This window comes from Streptomyces sp. NPDC055506 (assembly GCF_053643595.1).
Window position 1 is genome coordinate 1 of sequence record NZ_JBSHKH010000045.1, and the last position, 13,063, is coordinate 13,063.

13 protein-coding genes are annotated in these 13,063 nt (G+C 70.9%); 4 read left to right on the forward strand and 9 right to left on the reverse strand.

Features of this window, described 5'->3' with window-relative positions; genetic code table 11:
• Positions 1-112: 112 nt before the first annotated feature.
• From ACWIF2_RS18845 to ACWIF2_RS18855, 3 genes are all read right to left on the reverse strand, one after another.
• Positions 113-946 carry a pectate lyase gene (locus ACWIF2_RS18845; RefSeq protein WP_454361640.1) on the reverse strand — a complete coding sequence of 278 codons (834 nt, stop codon included), beginning with the start codon at positions 944-946 and terminating at the stop codon, positions 113-115.
• Between the two features lie 84 nt (positions 947-1,030).
• The gene (locus ACWIF2_RS18850) at positions 1,031-1,876 is read right to left on the reverse strand and encodes a hypothetical protein (RefSeq protein WP_454361641.1); all 846 of its coding nucleotides are present in this window, start codon (positions 1,874-1,876) and stop codon (positions 1,031-1,033) included.
• On the reverse strand, positions 1,873-2,472 hold the full coding sequence (locus ACWIF2_RS18855; protein ID WP_454361642.1) for a SigE family RNA polymerase sigma factor: 600 nt from the start codon (positions 2,470-2,472) through the stop codon (positions 1,873-1,875). The genes ACWIF2_RS18850 and ACWIF2_RS18855 overlap by 4 nt, the downstream gene beginning before the upstream one ends.
• A gap of 269 nt (positions 2,473-2,741) precedes the next feature.
• Between ACWIF2_RS18855 and ACWIF2_RS18860 the strand changes: the two genes are divergently transcribed.
• Positions 2,742-4,199, forward strand: a complete 1,458-nt coding sequence (locus ACWIF2_RS18860; RefSeq protein WP_454361643.1) for an NCS2 family permease — start codon at positions 2,742-2,744, stop codon at positions 4,197-4,199.
• A 96-nt stretch (positions 4,200-4,295) separates the two neighbouring features.
• Here the strand turns inward: ACWIF2_RS18860 and ACWIF2_RS18865 are convergent, their stop codons facing one another.
• The 6 genes from ACWIF2_RS18865 to ACWIF2_RS18890 form a co-directional block, all read right to left on the reverse strand.
• Positions 4,296-5,753, reverse strand: coding sequence for a peptidoglycan D,D-transpeptidase FtsI family protein (locus ACWIF2_RS18865; protein WP_454361644.1), 1,458 nt, complete (start codon positions 5,751-5,753; stop codon positions 4,296-4,298).
• A 54-nt stretch (positions 5,754-5,807) separates the two neighbouring features.
• Positions 5,808-6,470 (reverse strand): response regulator, encoded by a 663-nt coding sequence (locus ACWIF2_RS18870; protein ID WP_454361645.1) that lies wholly within the window; start codon positions 6,468-6,470, stop codon positions 5,808-5,810.
• Between the two features lie 48 nt (positions 6,471-6,518).
• Complete coding sequence (locus tag ACWIF2_RS18875) at positions 6,519-7,772, reverse strand: sensor histidine kinase (protein WP_454361646.1); 1,254 nt, start codon at positions 7,770-7,772, stop codon at positions 6,519-6,521.
• Positions 7,769-8,779, reverse strand: coding sequence for a hypothetical protein (locus tag ACWIF2_RS18880; protein ID WP_454361647.1), 1,011 nt, complete (start codon positions 8,777-8,779; stop codon positions 7,769-7,771). The genes ACWIF2_RS18875 and ACWIF2_RS18880 overlap by 4 nt, the downstream gene beginning before the upstream one ends.
• A 90-nt stretch (positions 8,780-8,869) precedes the next feature.
• The gene (locus ACWIF2_RS18885) at positions 8,870-9,340 is read right to left on the reverse strand and encodes a GNAT family N-acetyltransferase (protein WP_454361648.1); all 471 of its coding nucleotides are present in this window, start codon (positions 9,338-9,340) and stop codon (positions 8,870-8,872) included.
• A 3-nt stretch (positions 9,341-9,343) separates the two neighbouring features.
• Positions 9,344-10,117: an IclR family transcriptional regulator gene (locus ACWIF2_RS18890; protein WP_193480774.1), complete on the reverse strand. Its 774-nt coding sequence runs from the start codon at positions 10,115-10,117 to the stop codon at positions 9,344-9,346.
• Between the two features lie 150 nt (positions 10,118-10,267).
• On the opposite strand from ACWIF2_RS18890, the gene ACWIF2_RS18895 reads away from it, so the two are divergent.
• The 3 genes from ACWIF2_RS18895 (at position 10,268) to ACWIF2_RS18905 (ending at position 13,045) form a co-directional block, all read left to right on the forward strand.
• On the forward strand, positions 10,268-11,797 hold the full coding sequence (locus ACWIF2_RS18895) for an aldehyde dehydrogenase (NADP(+)) (RefSeq protein ID WP_454361649.1): 1,530 nt from the start codon (positions 10,268-10,270) through the stop codon (positions 11,795-11,797).
• Positions 11,798-11,895: 98 nt separating this feature from the next.
• Positions 11,896-12,504: a DUF1349 domain-containing protein gene (locus ACWIF2_RS18900; protein WP_311124971.1), complete on the forward strand. Its 609-nt coding sequence runs from the start codon at positions 11,896-11,898 to the stop codon at positions 12,502-12,504.
• Between the two features lie 46 nt (positions 12,505-12,550).
• Positions 12,551-13,045, forward strand: a complete 495-nt coding sequence (locus ACWIF2_RS18905; RefSeq protein WP_454361650.1) for an N-acetyltransferase family protein — start codon at positions 12,551-12,553, stop codon at positions 13,043-13,045.
• Positions 13,046-13,063 lie beyond the last annotated feature (18 nt).

Consider the following 13,063-nt stretch of genomic DNA (forward strand, 5'->3'; position numbering starts at 1 on the left):
GGGGGGCTCCGGAGGGTCGGGTGCCGGAGGTCCGACTGGGGGCCCGGACGTCCGGCGTCCGGCCCGCCCGAGGGATGATTCGGGCGGGCCGGAGATCACATGGATTGTTGCCTCACTGGTAGCTGATGTCCGAGGCCTTGAACTTGCAGGTCTTGCCGTCCGGGCCGGGCGGCTTCAGCTCCGTGGGCTCCTTGCCCGTGTTGTTGCCCGTGAAGCGCACACACGTCTTGATCTTCTTCTTGCTGTCGCCGTGGATGCGGATCTTCGACAGCGTGGCCGTGTCGCCGTAGTTCTCGTTCACGCCGACGATCGAGTTCATCGGCGCCGTCACGTCGATGTCGTTGAGCACGACCGTGCGCTTGTACTGCGTCCCGCAATTGCCGCAGGAACGGACCAGCTTGCCGGCGTTCTGCACCTGGAAGCCCGACACGTTCAGCGTGCCGGCGCCGTTGAACTGCAACACCTTGTCGTCGGCGTTCTTCGCGCCGCCGCCGATCACCTTGTACACCGCCGAGGCGGACTTGCCCTTGAAGCTGGCCGCGTCCTCGCCGACGTCCAGCCACCACACGTTCTGCAGCGTGCAACTGCCCTTGCAGTGCACGCCGTCCGCGGCCGGGGTGCCGATGATGACGTTCTTCAGCGTCGCGCCGTCCGCCAGCTCGAAGAGCGGGTCCTGGCCCTCGTCCTGGCTGTCGCCGCCGAGCGCGCCGCTGCCGTAGAACTTCTTCATCCCGCCGTCGTGCACACCGGAGACCGGGATGGTCTTCGACACGGGCTTGCTGCCCGTGTCCGAGGGCCAGGAGGACGCGGCGCCCGCGGTGGACAGCATCGACGTGGTGACGATCGCCGCTCCCGTGATGCCGAACGCGGACAGCCCGGCGATCAGACCCCGCCGCTTGGCGACGCTGCGGCGATGGCGGACGCGCTGTTCTGCTGGTGCAGTCATGTACCGATTCCTCAATGGGGGGTGAGTCTTGCGCCTGGTGGTCGCCACCCGTGAGGAAAGGGTTGCCGCGGCTTCAGGAATTTCTCACGAGTCGTCTTCGGCGTCGTCCACGGCCGCGAAGCCGCCGCCCACGGACAGCCGCTGCGAACCGGCGGCGGCCGCCACCGAGTAACGGTCGGCGCCGGCGTCACGGCCGCCTCGCTCGTGGTCGAACTGGCCCGCGAACACCCACTCGCCCGCCGGGACCTTACGGCCCTCCTTGAGGGTCCAGGTGTAGACGAGGGCGCCGTCCCGCTTGCCCACCGTGAGGGTGAAGTCGTTCTCGGGCAGCGACCGCCAGGCGCCCGCGTCGGAGACCCCGCCGGTCTGGTCGACGCTCAACCGCACGGTCAGCGCCGTCAGTTCCTCGCGGGTCTTGATCGTGATGTTGCTCTGCGCCCAGAAGTCGTTGCTGTGCGGGTCGACCGAGCCGTCCGACCACAGCGGCCCGTCCTCGGTGGCGGCGGGCGGCCGCGCGGTGACCGGGGCGCTCGGCTTCCCGGAGGGCGGCGGGGCGGACTCGCGGCGCTCGGGCGAGGAGGTCGGAGTGGGATCCACCGGTGGCACGGGGGCCCGGCTCGTCGCCTCCGGCGACGGCGTGGGCGTCGGTGACGTCGCCACCTCCTGCTGCGGCGGGGCGGCCTCGTCCTTCACCGCGGACGCCACCGCGTAACCGCCCACCGCCAGCACGCCCGCCACCGCGGCGGTCGCACCGGCCACCCGCATCCAGCCGAACACCGGCGGACGCGTGGCCCGATGGGCGGACGCGGCCGGACCGGCCATGCCGCGCTCGACCCGGGCCAGGATGCTCTCCCGGTCGGGCTCGTGCCCACCGGCCGCCTCGTGCAGCCGGGCGCGCAGCTCCTCGTGCACGTCCCGCCGGACGGTCATCGGTCCCTCCCTCCGCCCTCACCGGTGCGCAATCCCTCCACGGCGGGCGCGCAACGGGGCGCTCCCACAGTCGCGTGCATCCGCTGCGGCACTCCCTGTGTGCCCAGCAGCCGCTGGAGTTCGGCCATTCCCTTCGAGGTCTGGCTCTTCACCGTACCCACCGAGACGCCGAGGGCGAGCGCGGTGTCCTTCTCCGACAGGTCGAAGGCGTGCCGCAGCACCACACAGGCCCGCTTGCGGAACGGCAGCCTGCGCAGCGCCTCCTGGACGTCGACCACGCCCGCGACGTCCGGGTTCTCGATGTTCTCCTCGCGCTGCGACCAGAACAGGGCGACGCGCCGCCGCTCGCGCACGGCGCTGCGGATGCGGGTGCGGGCCAGGTTGGCGACCACACCGCGGGCGTACGCCGCCGGATGGTCGGCGGCGCGCACCCGGTCCCAGCGGTGCCACAGCGCCAGTAACGCGTCCGCCGCAAGGTCGTCGGCGGTGTCCGACTCGCCCGTCAGCAGATAGGCCAGGCGGGACAGTTCGGCGTAGTGGCGCTCGAAGAAGGCGTGGAACTCCACGGAGGCGGCGTCGTCGACGACTGTGCCCACGGGCGATCTCTCCTCGCAGCGGCTTCGGGCACTCCCGGACGGGGCCCTGTGCGTGTCATGTAGATGACATGTGATCATCCGGGGGAGGCCCGGACGAGATCGGGAAGCGTAGCAGCGTTCGTCAGGATGGTTCGTACGGAGCTTCGAACGGCGTATGGCAGGCCGGACTTCGAATCCGTAACACGAAGAAAACCTGAACGTGGTTCAACACGAGGAAAATCCAGCCAGCACCCGCACACCGATCACCCAGGCAACAAGGAGCACTCGTCATGTCCGAAGCGCAGAAGGTGGCCGACCGGTCCGACGCCGCACCACCACCGGTGAACAGCGTCGACCGGTTCTTCAAGATCTCCGAGCGGGGGTCCACCTTCGGCCGTGAGATCCGCGGCGGGTTCGCCACGTTCTTCACGATGGCCTACATCCTTGTCCTGAATCCCATCATCCTGGGCAGCGCGAAGGACAAGTTCGGGCACCAGCTGGACGCTGTCCAGCTCACCACCGCCACCGCCCTGGTGGCCGCGGTCATGACGATCATCATGGGCGTGGGCGGCAATCTGCCCCTCGCACTCGCCGCCGGACTCGGCCTGAACGCCGTGGTGGCCTTCCAGATCGCCCCGCTGATGAGCTGGGACGACGCGATGGGCCTGATCGTCCTCGAAGGCCTGCTGATCTGCGTGCTGGTGGTGACCGGTCTGCGCGAGGCCGTCATGCACGCCATACCCCAGCCGCTCAAGCAGGCGATCAGCGTCGGCATCGGCCTGTTCATCGCCTTCATCGGCTTCGTCGACGCCGGGTTCGTCAGCCGCATCCCGGACGCCGCGAACACCACCGTGCCCGTTCAGCTCGGCGGCACCGGCACCCTCGCCGGCTGGCCGATGCTCGTCTTCTGTCTCGGCGTGCTGCTGACGATCGGCCTGCTCGCCCGCAAGGTCAAGGGCGCCATCCTCATCAGCATCGTCGGCATGACGGCCGTGGCCCTGGTGATCAACTCCATCGCCGACATCAAGACCTGGGGCCTGACCACACCGTCCTGGCCCGGCAACCTCGTCGACACCCCCGACTTCGGACTCATCGGCGACTTCGACCTGTTCGGCGCGTTCAGCGCCCCCGGCGTCGGCGTCATCACGGTCGTCCTGCTGATCTTCACCCTGATCCTGTCCGACTTCTTCGACACCATGGGCACCGTCGTCGGCGTCAGCGCCGAGGCCGGCCTGCTGGACGAGGACGGCAAGGTCCCGAACCTCGGCCGGGTGCTGCTCATCGACGGTGCCGCGGCGGTCGCGGGCGGCGCGGCCTCCGCCTCCTCGGCGACCTCCTACATCGAGTCGGCGGCCGGCGTCGGCGAGGGCTCGCGCACCGGCTTCTCCAACCTCGTCACCGGCGGCCTGTTCGGCCTCGCGCTGTTCCTGACCCCGCTGCTCACCATCGTCCCGCTCCAGGCGGCCGCCCCGGCCCTGGTCGCCGTCGGCTTCCTGATGATGACCCAGGTCAAGCACATCGACTGGGACCGCTACGACATCGCCATCCCCGCGTTCCTCACCATCGCCGTGATGCCGTTCACCTACTCCATCACCAACGGCATCGGCGCCGGCTTCCTCGCCTACGTCGTCATCAAGACCGTGCTCGGCAAGGCCAAGGAGGTCCACTGGCTGCTGTGGGGGACCTCGGCGCTGTTCCTCGTGTATTTCGCGATCGACCCCATCGAGCAGCTGCTCGGAGCCAAGTGACGCCTGGGCCAAGACGAAGGGCCGCCCCCGGGGGGAAGGGGGCGGCCCGTCTGTCTGTAGAGACGGCTTTCGTACGGCGAAGGTTCAGTCGGAGGATCAGTCCTTGAGCGCCGCTTCCATCATCGCCCTGGCGACCGGAGCCGCCAGGCCGTTGCCGCTGACCTCCGAACGGGCGGCGTTCGACTGCTCGACCATGACCGCCACGGCGACCTCCTTGCCCGACGAGTCGGACTTCCCGTAGGAGGTGAACCAGGCGTACGGCACCTGGCTGTTGTTCTCGCCGTGCTGGGCCGTACCCGTCTTGCCGCCGACCGTCGCGCCCGCGATCTGCGCGTTCGAGCCGGTGCCCTTGTTCACCACCGTCTGCATCGCCGACTGCAACTGCTCGGCGGTCGAAGAGCTGACGATCTCCTTCGAGTCCGCCTCGTCGTCGTAGTCCTGCAGCACATCACCGCCGCTGTTGGTGATCTGCGACACCATGTGCGGCGAGACCAGCTTGCCGCCGTTGGCGATGGCCGCCGACACCATGGCCATCTGCAGCGGGGTCGCGGTGACGTCGAACTGGCCGATGCCCGTCAGGGCGGTCTGCGACGGGTACATGTCCGAGGGGTACACACTCGTGTAGGCCCGGACCGGCACATCCAGCTGGTTGTCGTTGAAGCCGAACTTCTCCGCCATCGCCTTCACCTTGTCCTGGCCCAGCTGCACGGCCATCTTCGCGAAGACGTTGTTGCACGAGTACTGCAGCGCCGTGCGGATCGTGGCGTTCGTGCAGGGCGCGCTCGGGTTCTCGTTCGACAGCTCCTTGCTGGTGCCCGGCAGCGTGTACGGGTCCGGGCTGTCGGTCTTGTCGTCCACCGACTCGTACAGCCCGTCCTCCAGCGCCGCCGCGGCCACGACCAGCTTGAACGTCGAGCCGGGCGGCAGCGGCTGCCGCAGGGCGCGGTTGGTCAGCGGCTTCTCCGGGTCGCTCGTCAGCTTCTTCCAGGCCACCCCCGCGGTGTTGGCGTCCGTCAGCGACGAGGGGTCGTACGACGGCGTCGACACGACCGCGAGGATCTTCCCGGTCTTCGGGTCGATGGCGACGGCGCCGCCCTTCTTGTCGCCGAGCGCGTCGATCCCCGCCTTCTGCACATCCGGGTCGACCGTGGTGACCACGTTGCCCGGCTCGGCCCGCTGGTTGGTGACGGTGTCCATCACCGACTTCAGACGGTTGTCCGTGCCGTTCAGGAGGTCGGTGTAGATGCCCTCCAGCTGGGTCGGCGCATACGCCTGCGAGGCGTAGCCCGTCACCGCCGCGTACCGCTCACCGTCCGTGTACGTGCGCTTGTACTTGAGGTCGCCTGTCTTCGTCTTGGCCGAGCCGGTGACCGACCGGCCGCCCACGATGATGTTCCCGAGCGGCGCCGAGTACGTCTCGATGGCGTTCCGCCGGTTGTCCTTGTCGTCTGCGAGCGCCTGGCCGTCGTAGAACTGCACCCAGGTCGCCCTGACCAGCAGAGCGAACACAAGGAGCAGCGCGAAGACCGATGCGCGCCTGATCGTCTTGTTCATCCCGAACATGAGGACGAGCCAGGAGGGGCGGATCGTTCCCGCCCGTCCGTTTTCTCATCCGGCGTTCAGAAACCCCGCCTCGTACGCCGCGATGACCGCCTGTGTGCGGTCCCGGGTGCCCGTCTTGGCCAGGACCGCCGCCACATGCGATTTCACCGTGGCGGGGCCGACCTCCATCCGGCGGGCGATCTCCGCGTTGGTCAGCCCGGCGGCCATGTGCCGCAGGACCTCCCGCTCGCGGCCCGTGAGCCTCGCCACCCACGCGGGCGGCGCGGGGTGGGCACGTGCGTGCTCGGTCGCGAGGGTGCGGACGGCCGCCGGGAAGAGCAGGCTGTCGCTGCGCGCCACCAGCCGGACCGCCTGCACGAGCGAGTCGGCGTCCGCCCGCTTCAGCAGGAACCCGGCGGCTCCGGCGCGCAGTGCGTCGTACACGTAGGAGTCGTTCTCGAAGGTCGTCACGACGACGATCCGGGGCGGCTCGTCCAGCGTGGCCAGGATCTGCTCGGTGGCGCGGATGCCGTCGATCTCCGGCATGCGGACGTCCATGAGGACGACGTCCGGCCGCAGGTCCCGTACGACCGACACGGCCTCGGCACCGGTGGCCGCCTCGCCCACCACCTCCAGGTCCGGCTCGGCGGAGAGGATGGCGCGCAGCGCGGTGCGCACCATGCGCTCGTCGTCGGCGAGGACGACACGGACGGTTGCCGGGCGGGTCATGCGGATCCCTTCGTCGCGGGCCTTAGTGCGGGGCTTCCTACGGGCCCGTCATACAGGCCCCTCCATCGGCAGGCGCACGCGCAGTCGCCAGGTCTGTGCGGCGGTCGGTCCGGCCGTCGACGTCCCGCCCAGCAGCCTGGCCCGGTCCGCGATGCCGCGCAGCCCGTGGCCGCCGCCGGGCCGGGAGGGCGCGGGGCCGGTCACCGGATTCTCCACGGTGATCTCCAGCCCTCCGTCCGCCACCGCGATCCGTACGTCCACGGCGACCCGGTGACCGGCGTGCCTGAGGGCGTTGCTCAGCCCCTCCTGCACGATGCGGTAGGCCTCGCGGGACAGCAGTGGAGGCAGCGTCTCCGGGTCGGCGCCGACCGTGGCCGTCACCCGGGCCCCGCCCGCCCGGGTACGGGACAGCAGGCCGTCGAGGTCGCCGGCGAGGGTGGGCGCCGGGGCCGTGCCGGGGCCGTCGCCCTCGCGCAGCACACCCAGCACGGCGTCGAGTTCGCCGACGGTACGCCGGGTCGTGTCCTCGATCGCGGCGAGAGCCTCACGGACGAACTCCGGGTCGGAGTCGAGGACCCGGCGGGCCGCGCTCGCCTGGAGGGTGACCGCGCTCAGCGCATGACCGACCGAGTCGTGCAGCTCCCGCGCCAGCCGATTGCGCACGGCGAGGTCGGCGGCGCGGGCCTCGGCAGCGGCCAGCCGGCCCTCGGGAGACGGGCCGAGCAGGTCAGGCGCCCAGCGGGCCAGCAGCGCACCGCACCCGGCCGCGCAGCCCGCGAGGGCGACGAGCATCGCCGCGCCCGCGACCGGCGCGAGCACCAAGGCCCAGGCGTGGTCGAGGACTTCGGGCACCCCGGACGGCATGCCGCGCAGTCCCGCCATGAGCGGCAGCGCGATCACCGCGACGGCGAACGGCGGCACGGCCAGCGACATCCCCGCGATGATCCCGCCGAGCCCGAGATGGAGCGTGAACCAGGCCGCCGTACGCCCCTTCTCGCCCCGCGTCCCGGCCGGTCCGAAGGCGAGCCGGTCCGCGTCGACACCGCACAGCCAGCGCACGGCGGCGGCTTCCAGCGGCCGGGTCAGCGGAAAGACGGACGTGACGGCGGCGATCGGCAGCCCCGCGCCGAACGAGGCGAGCTGGAGGGGAAAAGACCCGAAGACGTCGGTGCCGCCGGTGGCCGGGCCGATGATCACCGAGCCCACCAGCACATACGGCATGGCGAGCGCGCCGCCGAGGATCAGATGGACCCAGCGCAACCGTGCCCGCCGGCCGAACAGGAGCCGGGCGGCCTGTCTCACGCCGCCCGCCGTGCGGCCCCGGCCGAGCGCTCCGCGAACCAGTAGACGCCGATGGCGGCGACGAGGAAGCCGACGAGCATCTGCCCAGCGTAGGCGAGGCTCATCAGCGGCGTCGGGCGGTCGGCGAGGTCCTCCACACCGCCGAGGGAGGCCAGCGACAGCCAGCCGCCCCAGCAGGCCACGGCACCCGAGCCGACCCAGGCGAGCCCGAGCGGCACCGCCACGGGCAGGACCCGGCCGCGCCGGAACGCCAGCAGGAAGCCGCCGGCGACGGCCGCGAGGAGGAACAGCACGTGCACGGCCTCCAGGACGTAGAAGTCGGCGGTGCGGTCCGCCGCCCGGCCCTCGCTGAGCCCGGCGGTGACACCGCAGGCCCACAGCAGATGGACGGTGAGCGGCGGCAGGGCGAGTACGGCGGCCGCGACGGCCAGCGCGCGGTGGGCGGTCCCGATCACCCCGACGGGCAGTTCCCACACCCGGCCGCGCCACAGGTGCCCCCAGCGGTCACGGCCATAGAGCACGAACAGGGCACCGAGCGCGATCCCTTGGAGAATGAACCCGGTGTACACCACGGTGAACACCCAGGCGTGGAGGAAGGAGTCATGGCCCTGGGCGGCCGGTGCGGCCCCGCTGTCGAACGCCTTCACGACCAGCTGCGCCGGGAACCCGGTCATGATCGGTGCGAGCAGCCCGGTGGCGACCCAGACGGGGAACGCCAGCAGCCACGCGGGCACCTTCAGCCCCCACGGCCGGGTCAGCACCAGCGCCAGCACGATCACCGCGCTGTCCAGCAGCACGGAGAGACCGTTGATCACGGCCATGCCGACCCGGTCGTCGAGCAGGGCGCTCCCCTCGGGGATGCCGATGTGGCTCCCGGCGATCCACGCGGCCTTGAGCCCGAGGTACGGCAGGCAGGAGAGGACGGCGACGGCACGCAGAATCCGCCGGGGGCGGCTCGAAAGGACGGCGGGGCAAGGAGCGGTGAGGGGAGCGATCGACTGCGTCATGCGATCAGGCTCCCGCGCGGGAGACGGACGGCACGTCCTCAGCGGCGACGATCCGCCTCCGCCGGACGGGGGAGACCCGCAGGGGGCTTCTCAGCCCTCCAGGAGCAGCACCGTCTCGTCGATCTCGGCACCCCGGGCCTGGGCGTACCCCGTGGCCGACGCCACGGTACGGAACCCGCACTTCTCCAGGACGCGCAGCGACCCCACGTTGTCCGAAGCCGCCCGCGCGTAGAGAGGACGGTCGTCCACCTCCGTGATCAGCGTTCGCAGGGCCTCGGTCGCGATGCCCTTCCCCCAGTACGCGCGGTCGATCCAGTACGTCACCTCGCGCTCGCCCGGCTCCCCGTAGACCGCCGTGCTGCCGACCACGTCGCCGTCGGCCAGGACCGTGCGGACGACGGCGGACGAGGAAAGGATCTTGGCCCAGTGGGCGTCGAAGGCGTCCCGGTCGGCCGGGTCTTTGGGTGTGAAGGCCGCCATGTGCAGCGCCTCGGGGTCGTTCATCTGCCGGAAGAAGACCGGCAGATCGCTGTCGTGGACCGTACGCAGCTCGACATTCATGCCTCAGAGCCTACGGGTGGCCAGTGTCAGCCGGTCCCGCGCGTCGAACAACGCGTCCTTCACCAGCTGTTCGTGCGCCGGCGTGAGCCGGGCCACCGGCACCGAGCAGCTGATCGCGTCCCGCGCCGGAGTGCGGTACGGGATCGCCACGCCGAAGCAGCGCAGCCCCAGCGTGTTCTCCTCGCGGTCCACGGCGAAGCCCTGCTCCCGCACCTGGCGCAGCTCCTCGATGAGCTTCTCCCGGTCGGTGATCGTGTGCTCGGTCAGCGCGGGCAGCGTCTCCGGGAGCATCTTGCGGACCTGCTCGTCCGAGTAGGTGCTCAGCAGCGCCTTGCCGAGGGACGTGGAGTGCGCGGGCAGCCGGCGGCCGACCCGGGTGAAGGGGCGCAGATAGTGCTGCGACTGCCGGGTGGCGAGGTAGACGACGTTGGTGCCGTCCAGCCGGGCCAGGTGGATCGTCTCCGTGGTGTCGTCCGACAGCCGGTCCAGGGTCGGGCGGGCCGACGCGACCACCTCGTCGCCGTCGATGTACGACGTGCCGACCAGCAGAGCCCGGACGCCGATGCCGTAGCGCGTGCCCGTCGCGTCCGTCTCCACCCAGCCCAGCTCGACCAGGGTGCGCAGCAGCATGTACAGGCTGGACTTGGGATACCCGACGGCCTCCTGGACCGCCGCCAGGGAGTGCATGCCGGGACGGCCCGCGAAGTACTCCAGCAGTTCCACGGTCCGCACCGCGCTCTTGACCTGCGCACCGCCGCCTGTCTCGCCTGCCGACATCGCCCTTGACCCCTTCGTTCGACGAGAAGCTGGAGATATAGTCTCCGACAGCATTCATCATCAGAGACAGCGTTCAGTATATCGAACATCCCTGGTGATGACGTACATACTGCGGCATTGCATGCGGCAACGAATGTGGAGGGACCCGCGGTGGCAGCAGCACCAGTCTGGAGTGTCGACCCCCGAACCGGGAAGCAGCGCGAGCAGGTTGCGGTGGAGGCCACAGCCCAGGAGGTGGACGCCGCCGTCCGGGCCGCGGACGAGGCGCGGGGCGCACTCGCCGACCGCGCCGTCCGCTCGGCCTTCCTGCGCACCGCCGCCGACGAGCTGCAGGCGGCCAAGGACGGCCTCGTCGAGACCGCCGACGCCGAGTCCGCGCTCGGCCCGGTCCGGCTGACCGGCGAACTCGCCCGCACCTGCTACCAGCTGCGGGCCTTCGCCGACATAGTCGACGAGGGCGCCTTCCTCGACGTCGTCATCAACCACCCCGACGACACCGCGACCCCGCCGATCCCGGACCTGCGCCGCTACAAGGTGCCGCTGGGCGTCGTCGCCGTCTACTCGGCGTCGAACTTCCCCTTCGCCTTCTCGGTCGCGGGCGGCGACACCGCGAGCGCCCTCGCGGCCGGCTGCCCGGTCGTCGTCAAGGCCCACCCGGACCACCCGGCCCTGTCCGAGTACGTCGCCAAGGTGCTGCGCCGTGCCGCCGCCCGGCACGACATCCCCGAGGGCGTCGTCGGGCTGGTGCACGGGTTCGAGGCGGGCGTCGAGCTGATCAAGCACCCGCTGGTCGCTGCGGCCGGCTTCACCGGCTCGGTGCGCGGTGGCCGGGCCCTCTTCGACGCGGCGGCCGCCCGCCCCGTCCCGATCCCCTTCCACGGCGAGCTGGGCTCCCTGAACCCGGTCGTCGTCACCGAGGCCGCGGCCGCCGAGCGCGCCGAGGCGATCGGCGCGGGCCTCGCCGGGTCGATGACGCTGGGCGTCGGCCAGTTCTGTGTGAAGCCGGGCCTGGTCCTCGCGCCCGCCGGTGCCGCCGGTGACGCCCTGCTGAAGTCCCTGACCGACGCCGTCAGCGACACCGACGCCGGAGTCCTGCTCGACCACCGCATGCGCGACAACTTCGTCGCCGGTGTCGCCGAGCGCGCGCGGCTGTCCGACGTGGAGTCCCCGGTCACGCCCGGCTCGGGCGGCGAGCACACCGTCAGCGCGGGCTTCCTCACCGTCCCGGCGAGCAGGCTGGCCGCGGAGGGCGAGCACGACCTGCTCCTGGAGGAGTGCTTCGGGCCGGTCACCGTGGTGGCCCGCTACGAGGACGACGCCGAGGTGAAGGCGGTGCTGTCGCGTCTGCCGGGGAATCTCACGGCGACGGTGCAGCTCTCCGAGGAGGAGGCTGCGGGGGAGGGCCGGGGTTCCGAGATCCTCGCGGAGCTGACGCCGCTGGCCGGGCGTGTGCTGGTCAATGGGTGGCCGACGGGTGTGGCGGTCGCGCCCGCGCAGCATCATGGTGGGCCTTACCCGGCGACGACGTCGACGTCGACGTCCGTGGGTGGTACGGCGATCGAGCGGTGGCTGCGGCCGGTGGCTTATCAGAACGCGCCGTCCGCGTTGCTTCCTGCGGAACTTCGGGACGAGAACCCGTTGGGTCTGCCTCGGCGGTTCAACGGGCGTTTGGAGCGGTAGCGCCGTGGGGGTGCGGTGAGCTGCGGTCTGCCGGTTCGTCGTGGCTAGTCGCGCAGTTCCCCGCGCCCCTGAGGGGCGGACCTGAAAGAGTTGGTTGGATGGATCTGGAACTTTCCGAACTTCCTTTCGGGCTGCGTACTTATGGGCCTGATGGCCACTGGTCGTATGAGGACGGGGTGCTCTCCGGGTGGGCCGGGCCCAGGCAGGATCGGTTCGTGCCGCCCACCGGGGAGGGGCTGGACCCCGCCGCCGACGCGCCGCGGCTGCTCGGGGCGCCCGAAGGGGACTTCCAGCTGATCGCCCGGGTCACGGTGGGGTTCGGTGCCGCCTTCGACGCGGGCGTGCTCTACGTGCATGTCGGGGAGCGGGCCTGGGCCAAGCTCTGCCTGGAGTACTCCCCGGACGTCCCCACCGTCTGCACGGTCGTCACCCGGGGCCACTCCGACGACGCCAACTCCTTCACGGTCGAGGGCAGTTCCGTCTGGCTGCGGGTCAGCCGCACCGGCCGCGCCTTCGGCTTCCACGCCTCCCGCGACGGCGAACACTGGACCTTCGTCCGCCTCTTCACCCTGGGCGAGGAGAAGGAGACCGGCGCGGCCCTGGTCGGCTTCATGACGCAGTCCCCGATGGGAGAGGGCTGCGTGGTGACCTACGACCACATCGAGTTCCGCCCGAACTGGCCGAAGGACCTGCGCGACGGCAGCTGAGGCCCGCACGGGAACCGGCGCTCTGCCCGGGCACGTCCTCCGTTCCATGATCGAGGACCGAGTGATCCCAGGCCGTGTGATCCGTACCGTGCTGCCCGCCGAGGTGGCGGAGATCGTCGCGCTGCACGCGAAGGCCCGGGCGACGTACTACCCCGGCGGGCTGCCGCAGGACGGCACCGACTGGACCGCCTCTTGGAGCAGAGCCATCGCACAGCCGGACGGCCGCGTGCTGTGCGTCGTGGAGGCCGGCCGCATCATCGGTCTGGCCTCCTTCCGCACTCCCGAGGGTTCCCCGGCGGACACGGTGAAGCTGTTCCAGTTCCACATCGATCCCGAGCACTGGCGCCGTGGAGTCGGGGCCGCCCTGCACACCGCCTGCGTAGAGGAGTGGCAGGCCGACGGCAAGCGGACGGCGGCCCTGGACGTGCACGTGGACAACCGGCGGGCGCAGGGGTTCTACCGGCGCCAGGGATGGGTACCGGAGCCGGCCGGTCAGGACGATCACCATCTGCGGATGCGGTTCGCCCTGCCCGGGGAATGAAGCCGCCTGCTTGAACGT